A 16,551-nucleotide genomic window follows, 5' to 3' on the forward strand; every position below is an offset into this window, starting at 1 on the left:
TTGCTGGATTAAGCAGGTAACATCAGTGTTATAGGATTATTACCAAAACATTATATTAATGGTGAGAGTTTGGACTTGCTCAAAGTCTGTAGACTCCGGCAGGGTAATAATGTGCGCCACGTTGTGGGCAGGGGCTGTTGCCCACACACTTTATTTGTGAACGTTACGTGAAAGGAACAACCAAATGGATGACCAGTTAAAACAAAGTGCACTTGATTTCCATGAATTTCCAGTTCCAGGGAAAATCCAGGTTTCTCCAACCAAGCCTCTGGCAACACAGCGCGATCTGGCGCTGGCCTACTCACCAGGCGTTGCCGCACCTTGTCTTGAAATCGAAAAAGACCCGTTAAAAGCCTACAAATATACCGCCCGCGGTAACCTAGTGGCGGTGATCTCTAACGGTACGGCGGTGCTGGGGTTAGGCAACATTGGCGCGCTGGCAGGCAAACCGGTGATGGAAGGCAAGGGCGTTCTGTTTAAGAAATTCGCCGGGATTGATGTATTTGACATTGAAGTTGACGAACTCGACCCGGACAAATTTATTGAAGTTGTCGCCGCGCTCGAACCAACCTTCGGCGGCATCAACCTCGAAGACATTAAAGCGCCAGAATGTTTCTATATTGAACAGAAACTGCGCGAGCGGATGAATATTCCGGTATTCCACGACGATCAGCACGGCACGGCAATTATCAGCACTGCCGCCATCCTCAACGGCTTGCGCGTGGTGGAGAAAAACATCTCCGACGTGCGGATGGTGGTTTCCGGCGCGGGTGCCGCAGCAATCGCCTGTATGAACCTGCTGGTAGCGCTGGGTCTGCAAAAACATAACATCGTGGTTTGCGATTCAAAAGGCGTTATCTATCAGGGCCGTGAGCCAAACATGGCGGAAACCAAAGCCGCATATGCGGTGGTGGATGACGGCAAACGTACCCTCGATGATGTGATTGAAGGCGCGGATATTTTCCTGGGCTGTTCCGGCCCGAAAGTGCTGACCCAGGAAATGGTGAAGAAAATGGCTCGTGCGCCAATGATCCTGGCGCTGGCGAACCCGGAACCGGAAATTCTGCCGCCGCTGGCGAAAGAAGTGCGTCCGGATGCCATCATTTGCACCGGTCGTTCTGACTATCCGAACCAGGTGAACAACGTCCTGTGCTTCCCGTTCATCTTCCGTGGCGCGCTGGACGTTGGCGCAACCGCCATCAACGAAGAGATGAAACTGGCGGCGGTACGTGCGATTGCAGAACTCGCCCATGCGGAACAGAGCGAAGTGGTGGCTTCAGCGTATGGCGATCAGGATCTGAGCTTTGGTCCGGAATACATCATTCCAAAACCGTTTGATCCGCGCTTGATCGTTAAGATCGCTCCTGCGGTCGCTAAAGCCGCGATGGAGTCGGGCGTGGCGACTCGTCCGATTGCTGATTTCGACGTCTACATCGACAAGCTGACTGAGTTCGTTTACAAAACCAACCTGTTTATGAAGCCGATTTTCTCCCAGGCTCGCAAAGCGCCGAAGCGCGTTGTTCTGCCGGAAGGGGAAGAGGCGCGCGTTCTGCATGCCACTCAGGAACTGGTAACGCTGGGACTGGCGAAACCGATCCTTATCGGTCGTCCGAACGTGATCGAAATGCGCATTCAGAAACTGGGCTTGCAGATCAAAGCGGGCGTTGATTTTGAGATCGTCAATAACGAATCCGATCCGCGCTTTAAAGAGTACTGGACCGAATACTTCCAGATCATGAAGCGTCGCGGCGTCACTCAGGAACAGGCGCAGCGGGCGCTGATCAGTAACCCGACAGTGATCGGCGCGATCATGGTTCAGCGTGGGGAAGCCGATGCAATGATTTGCGGTACGGTGGGTGATTATCATGAACATTTTAGCGTGGTGAAAAATGTCTTTGGTTATCGCGATGGCGTTCACACCGCAGGTGCCATGAACGCGCTGCTGCTGCCGAGTGGTAACACCTTTATTGCCGATACATATGTTAATGATGAACCGGATGCAGAAGAGCTGGCGGAGATCACCTTGATGGCGGCAGAAACTGTCCGTCGTTTTGGTATTGAGCCGCGCGTTGCTTTGTTGTCGCACTCCAACTTTGGTTCTTCTGACTGCCCGTCGTCGAGCAAAATGCGTCAGGCGCTGGAACTGGTCAGGGAACGTGCACCAGAACTGATGATTGATGGTGAAATGCACGGCGATGCAGCGCTGGTGGAAGCGATTCGCAACGACCGTATGCCGGACAGCTCTTTGAAAGGTTCCGCCAATATTCTGGTGATGCCGAACATGGAAGCTGCCCGCATTAGTTACAACTTACTGCGTGTTTCCAGCTCGGAAGGTGTGACTGTCGGCCCGGTGCTGATGGGTGTGGCGAAACCGGTTCACGTGTTAACGCCGATCGCATCGGTGCGTCGTATCGTCAACATGGTGGCGCTGGCCGTGGTAGAAGCGCAAACCCAACCGCTGTAATTTTTTTTAACTCTCACGCTTACCCTGAATATTCAGGGTAAGCAGTTTAGCTGCAATATATTAGTAAAGTTTATTACTGAGTTTGCGAATAATAAAAAAAAGCAGTCTATATAATATCTCGATATTATTTTATTTATATTCATGCGTTGCATATGAAAGTTTATGCACCACAGCGAATATCTCTCCATTCTTAGTGATCTACCTCACCTTTTAAACGCGCTTGCCGAATTTTGTTATTTACTCTGACGAAAAATTGTCACGATATACGAAAGTTTTTCACAGGCGGCGACTCATGGATAAAGAACGCATCATTCAGGAATTTGTGCCCGGCAAACAGGTCACACTGGCGCATCTCATCGCGCATCCCGGTGAGGAACTGGCGAAGAAAATCGGCGTTCCGGATGCGGGCGCAATTGGCATTATGACGCTAACTCCCGGCGAAACGGCGATGATCGCCGGTGATTTAGCGCTGAAAGCCGCTGATGTGCATATCGGTTTTCTCGACCGATTCAGCGGTGCATTGGTGATTTATGGCTCGGTGGGCGCAGTAGAAGAAGCGTTATCACAAACCGTCAGCGGTTTAGGTCGCTTATTAAATTATACGCTTTGTGAAATGACCAAAAGTTAATACGAGGCATTCATGAAACGAATTGCGTTTGTGGGTAGCGTCGGGGCAGGAAAAACAACGTTATTTAATGCGTTGCAGGGGAATTATACCCTCGCCAGAAAAACACAGGCCGTGGAATTTAATGATAAGGGCGATATTGATACGCCGGGTGAATATTTTAACCATCCCCGCTGGTATCACGCCTTAATTACCACGCTACAGGATGTAGACATGCTGATCTATGTCCATGGCGCAAATGACCCGGAAAGTCGGTTGCCTGCCGGGTTGCTGGATATTGGCGTCAGCAAACGGCAAATCGCCGTCATCAGTAAAACGGACATGCCAGATGCTGACGTCGCCGCAACGCGAAAGTTATTGCTTGAGACGGGTTTCGAAGAGCCGATTTTCGAGCTAAACAGCCACGACCCGCAAAGCGTGCAGCAACTGGTGGATTATCTGGCATCTCTCACCAAACAGGAGGAAGCAGGTGAAAAAACTCATCACAGCGAATGATATTCGTGAAGCACACGCGCGCGGCGAACAGGCAATGTCCGTGGTTCTGCGCGCCAGCATTATTACCCCGGAAGCCCGTGAAGTGGCGGATCTACTGGGTTTTACCATCACCGAATGTGATGAATCGATCCCGGTAACGGCGTCCGTGCCCGCCAGCGTGCCAGCCGACAAAACCGAAAGCCAGCGCATCCGCGAAACCATCATTGCCCAGCTGCCGGAAGGCCAGTTTACCGAAAGCCTGGTCGCACAGCTGATGGAAAAAGTGATGAAGGAAAAACAGTCGCTGGAGCAGGGCGCAATGCAGCCGAGCTTCAAATCGGTGACCGGCAAAGGCGGCATCAAAGTGATTGATGGCAGTAGCGTCAAGTTTGGTCGTTTCGACGGCGCAGAGCCGCATTGCGTGGGCTTGACTGATCTTGTGACCGGAGACGACGGCAGCAGCATGGCCGCCGGTTTTATGCAGTGGGAGAACGCATTCTTCCCGTGGACCCTGAACTACGACGAAATCGACATGGTGCTGGAAGGGGAGCTGCATGTTCGCCACGAAGGCCAAACCATGATCGCCAAAGCAGGCGACGTGATGTTTATCCCGAAAGGCTCCAGCATCGAATTTGGTACGACATCCAGCGTGAAATTCCTGTATGTCGCCTGGCCGGCTAACTGGCAATCCCTATGAAAGATTTCATCACCGAAGCATGGCTAAGAGCGAACCATACGCTCAGCGAAGGCGCAGAGATCCATCTCCCTGCGGACAGTCGCCTGACGCCCTCTGCCCGGGAGTTGCTGGAAAGCCGCCATCTGCGCATCAAGTTTATTGACGAGCAGGGCCGCCTGTTTGTTGACGATGAACAGCAGCAGCCGCAGCCCGTTCATGGGCTGACCAGTAGCGATGAACATCCGCAGGCGTGCTGCGAACTGTGTCGCCAGCCGGTGGCAAAAAAGCCGGATACGCTGACTCACCTGTCGGCGGAAAAAATGGTCGCCAAAAGCGATCCGCGTCTGGGTTTTCGCGCGGTTCTCGACAGCACCATTGCGCTGGCAGTGTGGCTGCAAATTGAACTGGCGGAACCGTGGCAGCCGTGGCTGGCGGATATCCGTTCGCGTCTTGGCAACATTATGCGCGCCGATGCGCTGGGGGAACCGCTGGGCTGCCAGGCGATTGTCGGGCTTTCTGACGAAGATCTGCATCGGCTTTCTCATCAGCCGCTGCGCTATCTCGACCACGATCATCTGGTGCCGGAAGCCAGCCACGGGCGCGATGCTGCGTTGCTCAATCTGCTACGCACCAAAGTGCGGGAAACCGAAACCGTAGCGGCGCAGGTCTTTATCACCCGCAGCTTTGAAGTATTACGCCCGGACATTTTGCAGGCGCTGAACCGCCTTTCGAGCACGGTCTACGTGATGATGATCCTGAGCGTAACGAAGCAGCCGCTAACGGTGAAGCAGATCCAACAACGACTGGGGGAAACGCAATGATTATTGAACGTTGTCGTGAACTGGCGTTGCGAGCGCCCGCCAGAGTGGTTTTTCCGGATGCGTTAGACCAACGTGTGCTGAAAGCCGCGCAATATTTACATCAACAAGGTCTGGCAACGCCCATTCTGGTCGCCAATCCGTTTGAACTTCGTCAGTTTGCGCTCAGTCACGGCGTGGCGATGGACGGGCTACAGGTGATTGATCCGCATGGCAACCTCGCAATGCGGGAAGAATTTGCTCATCGCTGGCTGGCCCGCGCGGGCGAAAAAACGCCGCCGGATGCGCTGGAAAAACTTACCGACCCTCTGATGTTCGCCGCAGCAATGGTCAGCGCCGGTAAAGCGGATGTCTGTATCGCGGGCAACCTCTCTTCCACGGCAAATGTGCTGCGTGCCGGATTACGCATTATCGGCTTGCAGCCAGGCTGTAAAACGCTCTCTTCCATTTTCCTGATGTTGCCACAGTACAGCGGCCCGGCGTTGGGCTTTGCCGATTGCAGCGTGGTGCCACAGCCGACGGCGGCGCAGCTGGCGGATATCGCGCTTGCCAGTGCCGAAACCTGGCGCGCCATCACCGGAGAAGAGCCGCGCGTGGCGATGCTGTCGTTTTCCAGCAATGGTAGCGCCCGTCACCCCTGTGTTGCTAACGTCCAGCAGGCGACAGAAATCGTCCGTGAGCGCGCACCAAAGCTGGTGGTGGATGGCGAGTTACAGTTTGACGCCGCCTTCGTGCCGGAAGTGGCGGCGCAAAAAGCGCCTGCCAGCCCGCTACAGGGCAAGGCCAATGTGATGGTTTTTCCGTCGCTGGAAGCCGGAAATATTGGTTACAAAATCGCACAACGACTCGGCGGATATCGTGCCGTCGGGCCACTGATACAAGGACTTGCCGCGCCGATGCACGATCTCTCTCGTGGTTGTAGCGTGCAGGAAATTATCGAGCTGGCGCTGGTGGCAGCTGTGCCGCGTCAGACAGAAGTGAACCGCGAAAGCAGTTTACAAACACTGGTTGAATGAACGGTCCCGTTCTGGACCCTGATAAAGAGGAAAGCACAATGGAAGCATTAGGAATGATCGAAACCCGGGGCCTGGTTGCACTGATTGAGGCTTCTGACGCGATGGTGAAAGCTGCGCGCGTCAAGCTGGTTGGTGTTAAGCAGATTGGCGGCGGCCTGTGTACTGCCATGGTTCGTGGTGATGTTGCAGCCTGTAAAGCCGCGACCGATGCAGGTGCCGCAGCGGCACAGCGTATCGGCGAGCTGGTATCTGTACACGTTATCCCGCGTCCGCACGGCGACCTGGAAGAAGTCTTCCCGATCGGCCTGAAAGGCGATAGCAGCAACCTGTAATCACCCTGTGTGACGTCGATTCGGGCGTCACGCTCTCTCCTTTTTCATTTTACCTTCTGCGGAGGGTAGGGGGAGCTTTTACCTGAAATACGCCACGGAGGCGGGTATGAAACTGGCAGTCGTCACTGGACAAATTGTTTGTACCGTACGCCATCACGGACTGGCGCATGACAAATTGCTGATGGTGGAAATGATTGATCCACAAGGTAATCCTGACGGGCAATGCGCCGTCGCCATCGACAATATTGGCGCGGGAACCGGGGAGTGGGTGTTACTGGTGAGTGGCAGTTCCGCCCGCCAGGCGCATAAAAGCGAAACGTCACCGGTCGATCTGTGCGTGATTGGCATTGTCGATGAGGTGGTGTCTGGCGGTCAGGTAATTTTCCACAAATAAGGCAGAACATCATGAATCAACAGGATATTGAACAGGTGGTGAAAGCGGTACTGCTGAAAATGCAAAGCAGTGACACGCCGTCCGCCGCCGTTCATGAGATGGGCGTTTTCGCGTCCCTGGATGACGCCGTTGCGGCAGCCAAAGTCGCCCAGCAAGGGTTAAAAAGCGTGGCAATGCGCCAGTTAGCCATTGCTGCCATTCGTGAAGCAGGCGAAAAACACGCCAGAGATTTAGCGGAACTTGCCGTCAGTGAAACCGGCATGGGGCGCGTTGAAGATAAATTTGCAAAAAACGTCGCTCAGGCGCGCGGCACACCAGGCGTTGAGTGCCTCTCTCCGCAAGTGCTGACTGGCGACAACGGCCTGACCCTAATTGAAAACGCACCCTGGGGCGTGGTGGCTTCGGTGACGCCTTCCACTAACCCGGCGGCAACCGTAATTAACAACGCCATCAGCCTGATTGCCGCGGGCAACAGCGTCATTTTTGCCCCGCATCCGGCGGCGAAAAAAGTCTCCCGGCGGGCGATTACGCTGCTCAACCAGGCGATTGTTGCCGCAGGTGGGCCGGAAAACTTACTGGTTACTGTGGCAAATCCGGATATCGAAACCGCGCAACGCTTGTTCAAGTTTCCGGGTATCGGCCTGCTGGTGGTAACCGGCGGCGAAGCGGTAGTAGAAGCGGCGCGTAAACACACCAATAAACGTCTGATTGCCGCAGGCGCTGGCAACCCGCCGGTAGTGGTGGATGAAACCGCCGACCTCGCCCGTGCCGCTCAGTCCATCGTCAAAGGCGCTTCTTTCGATAACAACATCATTTGTGCCGACGAAAAGGTACTGATTGTTGTTGATAGCGTAGCCGATGAACTGATGCGTCTGATGGAAGGCCAGCACGCGGTGAAACTGACCGCAGAACAGGCGCAGCAGCTGCAACCGGTGTTGCTGAAAAATATCGACGAGCGCGGAAAAGGCACCGTCAGCCGTGACTGGGTTGGTCGCGACGCAGGCAAAATCGCGGCGGCAATCGGCCTTAAAGTTCCGCAAGAAACGCGCCTGCTGTTTGTGGAAACCACCGCAGAACATCCGTTTGCCGTGACTGAACTGATGATGCCGGTGTTGCCCGTCGTGCGCGTCGCCAACGTGGCGGATGCCATTGCGCTAGCGGTGAAACTGGAAGGCGGTTGCCACCACACGGCGGCAATGCACTCGCGCAACATCGAAAACATGAACCAGATGGCGAATGCTATTGATACCAGCATTTTCGTTAAGAACGGACCGTGCATTGCCGGGCTGGGGCTGGGCGGGGAAGGCTGGACCACCATGACCATCACCACGCCAACCGGTGAAGGGGTAACCAGCGCGCGTACGTTTGTCCGTCTGCGTCGCTGTGTATTAGTCGATGCGTTTCGCATTGTTTAAGGAGTAACAGATGGCGCACGACGAACAATGGCTCACCCCACGTCTGCAAACGGCGGCAACGCTGTGTAACCAGACGCCCGCCGCGACGGAATCTCCGCTGTGGCTGGGGGTGGATCTGGGCACCTGCGATGTGGTGTCGATGGTTGTCGACCGCGACGGTCAGCCAGTGGCGGTATGCCTCGACTGGGCCGATGTGGTTCGCGACGGCATCGTCTGGGATTTCTTCGGCGCTGTCACCATTGTTCGTCGCCATCTCGACACGCTCGAGCAGCAATTCGGTCGTCGTTTTAGCCATGCGGCGACTTCATTTCCTCCAGGTACGGACCCGCGTATTTCCATCAACGTGCTGGAATCTGCCGGACTGGAAGTGAGCCATGTGCTGGATGAGCCAACCGCAGTTGCGGATCTGCTGCAACTGGACAACGCCGGTGTAGTGGATATCGGCGGCGGCACTACCGGCATTGCCATCGTGAAAAAGGGCAAGGTGACGTACTCGGCGGATGAAGCCACCGGCGGACATCACATCTCTCTGACTCTCGCCGGAAATCGCCGTATTTCGCTGGAAGAGGCGGAGCAGTACAAGCGCGGTCACGGTGAAGAGATTTGGCCTGCGGTGAAACCGGTGTACGAAAAAATGGCGGACATTGTCGCCCGGCATATTGAAGGGCAGGGCATTACTGATTTATGGCTGGCGGGCGGCTCTTGTATGCAACCGGGCGTGGCGGAACTGTTTCGCAAACAATTCCCGGCGTTACAGGTGCATTTACCGCAGCACAGTTTGTTTATGACCCCGCTGGCGATCGCCAGTAGTGGGCGAGAGAAAGCGGAGGGGCTATATGCAAAATGAATTGCAGACCGCGCTCTTTCAGGCGTTCGATACCCTGAATCTGCAACGGGTAAAAACATTTAGCGTTCCACCGGTGACGCTTTGCGGTCCGGGCTCGGTGAGCAGTTGCGGACAGCAAGCGCAAACGCGTGGGCTGAAACATCTGTTCGTGATGGCAGACAGCTTTTTGCATCAGGCAGGGATGACCGCCGGGCTGACGCGTAGCCTGACCGTTAAAGGTATCGCCATGACGCTCTGGCCATGTCCGGTGGGCGAACCGTGCATTACCGACGTGTGTGCAGCCGTGGCGCAGTTGCGTGAGTCAGGCTGTGATGGGGTGATCGCGTTTGGCGGCGGCTCGGTGCTGGATGCGGCGAAAGCCGTGACGTTGCTGGTGACGAACCCGGATAGCACGCTGGCAGAGATGTCAGAAACCAGCGTTCTGCAACCGCGCTTGCCGCTGATTGCCATTCCAACTACCGCCGGAACCGGCTCTGAAACCACCAATGTAACGGTGATTATCGACGCGGTGAGCGGGCGCAAGCAGGTGTTAGCCCATGCCTCGCTGATGCCGGATGTGGCGATCCTCGACGCCGCATTGACCGAAGGTGTGCCGTCGCATGTCACGGCGATGACCGGCATTGATGCGTTAACCCATGCCATTGAAGCATACAGCGCCCTGAACGCTACACCGTTTACCGACAGTCTGGCGATTGGTGCCATTGCGATGATTGGCAAATCGCTGCCGAAAGCGGTGGGCTACGGTCACGACCTTGCCGCGCGCGAGAGCATGTTGCTGGCTTCATGTATGGCGGGAATGGCGTTTTCCAGTGCGGGTCTTGGGTTGTGCCACGCGATGGCGCATCAGCCGGGCGCGGCGCTGCATATTCCACACGGTCTGGCGAACGCCATGTTGCTGCCAACGGTGATGGAATTTAACCGGATGGTTTGTCGCGAACGCTTTAGTCAGATTGGTCGGGCACTGCGTACTAAAAAATCCGACGATCGTGACGCTATTAACGCGGTAAGTGAGCTGATTGCGGAAGTTGGGATTGGTAAACGACTGGGCGATGTTGGTGCGACATCTGCGCATTACGGCGCATGGGCGCAGGCCGCGCTGGAAGATATTTGTCTGCGCAGTAACCCGCGTACCGCCAGCCTGGAGCAGATTGTCGGCCTGTACGCAGCGGCGCAATAAATGCCGGATGCGACGCTTGCCGCATCTTATCCAGCCTACGGGATTGCACATGTAGGGCGGATAAGGCGTTCACGCCGCATCCGCCAGTGGCGCGGTGCAATTGCCGGATGCGACGCTTGCCGCGTCTTATCCAGCCTACGGGATTGCACATGTAGGGCGGATAAGGCGTTTACGCCGCATCCGCCAATAAATAACAACTAACAGGGAGTAAAGGCGATGGGAATTAACGAAATCATCATGTACATCATGATGTTCTTTATGCTGATAGCTGCCGTAGACAGGATCCTGTCGCAGTTCGGCGGTTCTGCTCGTTTCCTCGGTAAGTTCGGTAAAAGTATCGAAGGATCAGGCGGTCAGTTCGAAGAAGGCTTTATGGCAATGGGCGCACTGGGCCTGGCGATGGTCGGTATGACCGCGCTGGCACCGGTACTGGCTCACGTTCTCGGGCCGGTAATTATTCCGGTTTACGAAATGCTCGGCGCTAACCCATCGATGTTCGCCGGAACACTGCTGGCGTGCGATATGGGCGGCTTCTTCCTCGCCAAAGAGCTGGCGGGCGGCGACGTAGCCGCGTGGCTATACTCTGGGTTAATTCTCGGGTCGATGATGGGGCCAACGATTGTGTTTTCCATTCCGGTGGCGCTCGGCATTATCGAACCTTCTGACCGTCGTTATCTGGCGCTCGGCGTGCTGGCGGGCATTGTGACCATTCCGATTGGTTGTATCGCTGGTGGTCTGGTTGCTATGTACTCCGGTGTGCAGATCAACGGCCAGCCGGTGGAATTCACTTTCGCCCTGATCCTGATGAACATGATCCCGGTGATCATTGTTGCGATTCTGGTGGCGCTGGGGCTGAAATTCATCCCGGAAAAAATGATCAACGGCTTCCAGATCTTCGCCAAATTCCTCGTTGCATTGATCACCCTCGGTCTTGCCGCTGCGGTAGTGAAATTCCTGCTTGGCTGGGAACTGATCCCCGGTCTGGATCCTATCTTTATGGCCCCTGGCGATAAACCCGGTGAGGTGATGCGCGCCATTGAAGTTATCGGTTCTATCTCCTGCGTTCTGTTAGGGGCGTATCCGATGGTGCTGCTGCTGACTCGCTGGTTTGAAAAACCGCTGATGAGCGTCGGTAAAGTACTGAATATGAACAACATCGCGGCAGCCGGCATGGTGGCAACGCTTGCCAACAACATCCCGATGTTCGGCATGATGAAGCAGATGGATACCCGCGGCAAAGTCATCAACTGCGCCTTCGCCGTTTCCGCTGCTTTCGCCCTGGGCGACCACTTAGGCTTCGCCGCTGCCAACATGAACGCCATGATCTTCCCGATGATTGTCGGCAAGTTGATCGGCGGCGTAACGGCGATTGGCGTGGCGATGATGCTGGTGCCAAAAGAAGACGCGACCGCGACTAAAACCGAAGCGGAGGCACAATCGTGAACACTCGCCAGCTATTGAGCGTCGGTATCGATATCGGCACCACCACCACCCAGGTGATTTTCTCCCACCTGGAGCTGGTTAACCGTGCGGCGGTGTCGCAGGTGCCGCGCTACGAATTCATCAAACGCGAAATTAGCTGGCAAAGCCCGGTGTTCTTTACCCCTGTCGATAAACAGGGTGGTTTAAAAGAAGCGGAACTGAAATCGCTGATTTTAGAGCAATATCAGGCTGCGGGCATTGCGCCGGAAAGCGTTGATTCTGGTGCCATCATCATCACCGGTGAAAGCGCGAAAACCCGCAATGCTCGCCCGGCGGTGATGGCGCTCTCTCAGTCGCTGGGCGATTTTGTCGTCGCCAGCGCCGGGCCGCACCTCGAATCCGTGATCGCCGGTCACGGAGCCGGGGCGCAAACCCTTTCTGAACAACGGCTGTGTCGGGTACTGAATATCGACATCGGCGGTGGCACCGCGAACTACGCCCTGTTCGATGCCGGAAAAATCAGCGGCACTGCCTGTCTCAACGTCGGTGGTCGCCTGCTGGAAACCGACAGCCAGGGGCGCGTGGTTTACGCTCATAAACCGGGGCAGATGATTGTGGATGAGTGCTTCGGTGCAGGCACTGACGCCCGTTCGCTGACCGGCGCGCAGCTGGTGCAGGTTACCCGGCGGATGGCGGCGCTGATTGTCGAAGTGATTGACGGAACGCTTTCGCCGCTCGCGCAGGCATTGATGCAAACCGGTTTGCTGCCCGCAGGTGTTACGCCCGAAATCATTACGCTTTCTGGAGGCGTGGGCGAATGTTATCGCCACCAGCCCGCCGACCCGTTCTGTTTTGCCGATATTGGCCCACTTCTGGCAACGGCGCTGCATGACCATCCGCGCCTGCGTGAGATGAATGTGCAGTTTCCGGCGCAAACCGTACGCGCCACGGTGATTGGCGCGGGTGCACATACCCTTTCGCTCTCTGGCAGCACAATCTGGCTGGAGGGCGTACAACTGCCGCTGCGCAATTTGCCGGTGGCGATCCCGATTGATGAAACGGATCTGGTGAGTGCCTGGCAACAGGCGCTGCTTCAGCTGGATCTTGATCCCAAAACTGACGCGTACGTGCTGGCGCTTCCCGCCTCGCTGCCTGTGCGTTACGCCGCGGTACTGACGGTCATCAACGCGCTGGTCGATTTCGTCGCGCGTTTTCCGAATCCGCATCCCCTGCTGGTGGTGGCCGGGCAGGACTTTGGTAAAGCTCTGGGCATGTTGTTGCGCCCACAGCTACAACAACTCCCGTTGGCAGTCATTGACGAAGTGATTGTCCGCGCGGGGGACTATATCGACATTGGTACGCCTCTTTTTGGCGGATCGGTTGTGCCGGTGACGGTGAAATCACTCGCATTTCCTTCCTGAGGGAACGACTTATGAAACTAAAGACCACATTGTTCGGCAATGTATATCAGTTTAAGGATGTAAAAGAGGTGCTGGCTAAAGCCAACGAACTGCGTTCGGGGGATGTGCTGGCAGGCGTTGCAGCGGCAAGTTCACAGGAGCGCGTGGCGGCAAAGCAGGTGTTGTCGGAAATGACCGTAGCGGACATCCGCAATAATCCGGTGATTGCCTATGAAGATGACTGCGTGACGCGGCTGATTCAGGACGACGTTAACGAAACGGCCTACAACCAGATTAAAAACTGGAGCATCAGCGAACTGCGTGAGTATGTGCTGAGCGATGAAACCAGCGTGGACGACATTGCCTTTACCCGCAAAGGGCTGACCTCGGAAGTGGTCGCGGCGGTAGCGAAGATTTGCTCCAACGCGGACCTGATCTACGGCGCGAAGAAAATGCCGGTAATCAAAAAGGCCAATACCACCATCGGTATTCCGGGCACCTTTAGCGCCCGTTTGCAGCCGAACGATACCCGTGACGACGTGCAAAGTATCGCTGCGCAAATCTATGAAGGGCTTTCCTTTGGGGTGGGCGATGCGGTGATCGGCGTTAACCCGGTAACTGACGACGTGGAAAACTTAAGCCGCGTGCTGGATACCATTTATGGCGTGATCGACAAATTCAACATCCCAACTCAGGGCTGCGTACTGGCGCACGTCACCACCCAGATCGAAGCGATTCGTCGCGGCGCGCCTGGCGGACTGATTTTCCAGAGTATCTGTGGCAGCGAAAAAGGGCTGAAAGAGTTTGGCGTGGAACTGGCGATGCTCGACGAAGCGCGCGCAGTGGGCGCAGAGTTCAATCGTATCGCCGGGGAAAACTGCCTCTACTTCGAAACCGGACAAGGCTCTGCGCTATCCGCTGGCGCTAACTTCGGCGCTGACCAGGTGACGATGGAAGCACGTAACTATGGGCTGGCGCGTCATTACGATCCGTTTATCGTCAACACCGTGGTCGGCTTTATTGGGCCGGAGTATCTCTACAACGACCGCCAGATTATCCGTGCTGGCTTAGAAGATCACTTTATGGGCAAGCTGAGCGGCATCTCTATGGGCTGTGACTGCTGCTACACCAACCACGCTGACGCTGACCAGAACCTCAACGAAAACCTGATGATCCTGCTCGCCACCGCAGGCTGCAACTACATCATGGGGATGCCGCTGGGTGATGACATCATGCTCAACTACCAGACCACCGCATTCCACGATACCGCCACTGTGCGTCAGTTACTCAACCTGCGTCCGTCACCGGAGTTTGAACGCTGGCTGGAAAGCATGGGCATTATGGCAAACGGTCGCCTGACCAAACGGGCGGGCGATCCGTCACTGTTCTTCTGATGACGCGGAGATAACACATCATGGATCAAAAACAGATTGAAGAAATTGTACGCAGCGTGATGGCGTCAATGGGACAAACGGCCCCCGCGCCGTCAGAAGCAAAGTGCGCCACCACCAACTGTGCGGCACCGGTGACCTCGGAAAGCTGTGCGCTGGATTTAGGTTCCGCTGAAGCAAAAGCGTGGATTGGTGTTGAAAACCCGCATCGCGCAGACGTATTAACAGAACTGCGCCGCAGCACCGTGGCCCGCGTTTGTACCGGTCGTGCCGGTCCGCGTCCACGTACCCAGGCGCTGCTGCGTTTCCTGGCCGATCACTCTCGTTCGAAAGATACCGTACTGAAAGAAGTGCCGGAAGAGTGGGTGAAAGCGCAGGGCTTGCTGGAAGTACGCTCTGAAATTAGCGACAAAAATCTCTACCTGACTCGCCCGGATATGGGCCGCCGCCTGTGTGCAGAAGCTGTTGAAGCGCTGAAAGCACAGTGTGTTGCTAATCCGGACGTACAGGTCGTTATTTCTGATGGCCTGTCAACTGATGCCATCACCGTCAACTACGAAGAGATCCTGCCGCCGCTGATGGCGGGCCTGAAACAGGCCGGGCTGAAAGTCGGCACGCCATTCTTTGTTCGTTATGGTCGCGTGAAGATTGAAGATCAGATCGGTGAGATCCTCGGCGCGAAAGTGGTGATCCTGCTGGTGGGGGAACGTCCGGGGTTAGGGCAGTCAGAAAGCCTCTCCTGCTACGCCGTTTACTCGCCGCGTATGGCGACCACCGTTGAGGCCGATCGCACCTGTATCTCTAACATTCACCAGGGCGGCACGCCGCCGGTTGAAGCCGCAGCCGTCATTGTGGATTTGGCGAAACGTATGCTGGAGCAGAAAGCATCCGGCATCAACATGACCCGATAAGGAGGCATCATGCCAGCTTTAGATTTGATTCGACCGTCGGTAACCGCCATGCGGGTGATTGCCTCCGTTAACGCTGAATTTGCGCGTGAACTAAAATTGCCGCCGCATATTCGTAGCCTCGGGCTGATTTCTGCCGATTCTGACGACGTCACCTACATTGCGGCTGACGAAGCGACCAAACAAGCGATGGTCGAAGTGGTATATGGTCGCTCGCTGTATGCGGGAGCGGCACACGGCCCGTCACCGACTGCCGGTGAAGTGCTGATTATGCTTGGTGGGCCAAACCCGGCGGAAGTGCGTGCAGGTCTGGATGCGATGATTGCGCATATTGAAAATGGCGCAGCTTTCCAGTGGGCTAATGACGCGCAAGATACGGCATTCCTGGCACATGTAGTTTCGCGTACCGGTTCTTATCTCTCATCAACCGCCGGGATCACGCTTGGCGATCCGATGGCGTATCTGGTGGCACCGCCGCTGGAAGCGACCTATGGCATTGATGCAGCCCTGAAGTCTGCCGACGTACAGCTGGCGACCTATGTCCCGCCACCGTCTGAAACCAACTACTCGGCAGCATTTTTAACCGGTAGCCAGGCAGCGTGTAAAGCAGCCTGTAACGCCTTTACCGATGCAGTGCTGGAAATCGCGCGTAATCCAATCCAGCGTGCGTAACGGAGGTTGCCGATGATCAATGCACTGGGATTGCTGGAAGTGGACGGCATGGTCGCCGCGATAGATGCAGCGGATGCCATGCTCAAAGCAGCTAACGTTCGTCTGCTCAGTCACGAAGTGCTTGACCCTGGTCGCTTAACGCTGGTGGTGGAAGGCGATCTGGCGGCGTGTCGTGCGGCGCTGGACGCAGGTTGTGCTGCCGCGATGCGTACCGGGCGTGTCATCAGCCGCAAGGAGATCGGTCGGCCAGACGATGACACCCAGTGGCTGGTTACTGGCTTTAACCGCCAGCCGAAGCAACCCGTAAGGGAACCCGACGCGCCAGTTATCGTCGCGGAATCTGCTGACGAGTTGTTGGCGCTGTTAACATCAGTACGTCAGGGAATGACGGCAGGAGAAGTGGCTGCCCACTTTGGCTGGCCGCTGGAAAAAGCCAGAAATGCGCTCGAACAGCTCTTTTCTGCCGGGACGTTACGTAAACGCAGTAGTCGTTATCGTCTCAAGCCCCATTAACCTGTCG

The 16,551-nt window shown here is 55.9% G+C and carries 17 protein-coding genes; all 17 read left to right on the forward strand.

Features of this window, described 5'->3' with window-relative positions:
- Nucleotides 1-184 precede the first annotated feature (184 nt).
- The 17 genes from maeB to eutK all read left to right on the forward strand — a co-directional run bounded on the left by maeB (nt 185) and on the right by eutK (nt 16,544).
- Nucleotides 185-2,464, forward strand: coding sequence for an NADP-dependent oxaloacetate-decarboxylating malate dehydrogenase (maeB, locus tag K0778_RS10640; protein WP_000342644.1), 2,280 nt, complete (start codon nt 185-187; stop codon nt 2,462-2,464).
- Nucleotides 2,465-2,756: 292 nt separating this feature from the next.
- A complete protein-coding gene (gene eutS, locus K0778_RS10645; protein WP_000356956.1) occupies nt 2,757-3,092 on the forward strand; it encodes an ethanolamine utilization microcompartment protein EutS in 336 nt (111 codons plus the stop codon).
- A gap of 12 nt (nt 3,093-3,104) precedes the next feature.
- Complete coding sequence (eutP, locus tag K0778_RS10650) at nt 3,105-3,584, forward strand: ethanolamine utilization acetate kinase EutP (RefSeq protein WP_000820762.1); 480 nt, start codon at nt 3,105-3,107, stop codon at nt 3,582-3,584.
- Entirely contained in the window at nt 3,559-4,260 is a 702-nt protein-coding gene (eutQ, locus tag K0778_RS10655) for an ethanolamine utilization acetate kinase EutQ (RefSeq protein WP_000733906.1), read from the forward strand. The genes eutP and eutQ overlap by 26 nt, the downstream gene beginning before the upstream one ends.
- A complete protein-coding gene (eutT, locus tag K0778_RS10660) occupies nt 4,257-5,060 on the forward strand; it encodes an ethanolamine utilization cob(I)yrinic acid a,c-diamide adenosyltransferase EutT (RefSeq protein WP_000651298.1) in 804 nt (267 codons plus the stop codon). Before eutQ ends, eutT begins: the two co-directional genes overlap by 4 nt.
- On the forward strand, nt 5,057-6,073 hold the full coding sequence (gene pta / locus K0778_RS10665; RefSeq protein ID WP_000582977.1) for a phosphate acetyltransferase: 1,017 nt from the start codon (nt 5,057-5,059) through the stop codon (nt 6,071-6,073). The genes eutT and pta overlap by 4 nt, the downstream gene beginning before the upstream one ends.
- Nucleotides 6,074-6,111: 38 nt before the next feature.
- Complete coding sequence (gene eutM, locus K0778_RS10670; RefSeq protein ID WP_000387713.1) at nt 6,112-6,405, forward strand: ethanolamine utilization microcompartment protein EutM; 294 nt, start codon at nt 6,112-6,114, stop codon at nt 6,403-6,405.
- 106 nt (nt 6,406-6,511) lie between these two features.
- Complete coding sequence (gene eutN / locus K0778_RS10675; protein ID WP_000762196.1) at nt 6,512-6,799, forward strand: ethanolamine utilization microcompartment protein EutN; 288 nt, start codon at nt 6,512-6,514, stop codon at nt 6,797-6,799.
- A gap of 11 nt (nt 6,800-6,810) precedes the next feature.
- Nucleotides 6,811-8,214: an aldehyde dehydrogenase family protein gene (locus K0778_RS10680; RefSeq protein ID WP_064186620.1), complete on the forward strand. Its 1,404-nt coding sequence runs from the start codon at nt 6,811-6,813 to the stop codon at nt 8,212-8,214.
- A gap of 10 nt (nt 8,215-8,224) precedes the next feature.
- Nucleotides 8,225-9,061, forward strand: a complete 837-nt coding sequence (gene eutJ / locus K0778_RS10685) for an ethanolamine utilization protein EutJ (protein WP_000929729.1) — start codon at nt 8,225-8,227, stop codon at nt 9,059-9,061.
- Entirely contained in the window at nt 9,051-10,238 is a 1,188-nt protein-coding gene (eutG, locus tag K0778_RS10690; RefSeq protein ID WP_001326575.1) for an ethanolamine utilization ethanol dehydrogenase EutG, read from the forward strand. The genes eutJ and eutG overlap by 11 nt, the downstream gene beginning before the upstream one ends.
- Before the next feature lie 216 nt (nt 10,239-10,454).
- A complete protein-coding gene (eutH, locus tag K0778_RS10695) occupies nt 10,455-11,681 on the forward strand; it encodes an ethanolamine utilization protein EutH (RefSeq protein ID WP_000512372.1) in 1,227 nt (408 codons plus the stop codon).
- A complete protein-coding gene (eutA, locus tag K0778_RS10700) occupies nt 11,678-13,081 on the forward strand; it encodes an ethanolamine ammonia-lyase reactivating factor EutA (RefSeq protein WP_001097452.1) in 1,404 nt (467 codons plus the stop codon). Before eutH ends, eutA begins: the two co-directional genes overlap by 4 nt.
- An 11-nt stretch (nt 13,082-13,092) precedes the next feature.
- Nucleotides 13,093-14,454: an ethanolamine ammonia-lyase subunit alpha gene (gene eutB / locus K0778_RS10705; RefSeq protein WP_000769961.1), complete on the forward strand. Its 1,362-nt coding sequence runs from the start codon at nt 13,093-13,095 to the stop codon at nt 14,452-14,454.
- A gap of 20 nt (nt 14,455-14,474) precedes the next feature.
- On the forward strand, nt 14,475-15,362 hold the full coding sequence (gene eutC / locus K0778_RS10710; protein ID WP_000372364.1) for an ethanolamine ammonia-lyase subunit beta: 888 nt from the start codon (nt 14,475-14,477) through the stop codon (nt 15,360-15,362).
- A gap of 9 nt (nt 15,363-15,371) precedes the next feature.
- Nucleotides 15,372-16,031, forward strand: coding sequence for an ethanolamine utilization microcompartment protein EutL (gene eutL / locus K0778_RS10715; protein ID WP_001111033.1), 660 nt, complete (start codon nt 15,372-15,374; stop codon nt 16,029-16,031).
- Nucleotides 16,032-16,043: 12 nt separating this feature from the next.
- Nucleotides 16,044-16,544 (forward strand): ethanolamine utilization microcompartment protein EutK, encoded by a 501-nt coding sequence (gene eutK / locus K0778_RS10720; protein ID WP_000606257.1) that lies wholly within the window; start codon nt 16,044-16,046, stop codon nt 16,542-16,544.
- The last annotated feature ends 7 nt before the right edge of the window (nt 16,545-16,551 follow it).

It is taken from the genome of Escherichia sp. XD33 (assembly GCF_019375075.1).
Taxonomy (GTDB): Bacteria; Pseudomonadota; Gammaproteobacteria; order Enterobacterales; family Enterobacteriaceae; genus Enterobacter; species Enterobacter flexneri_A.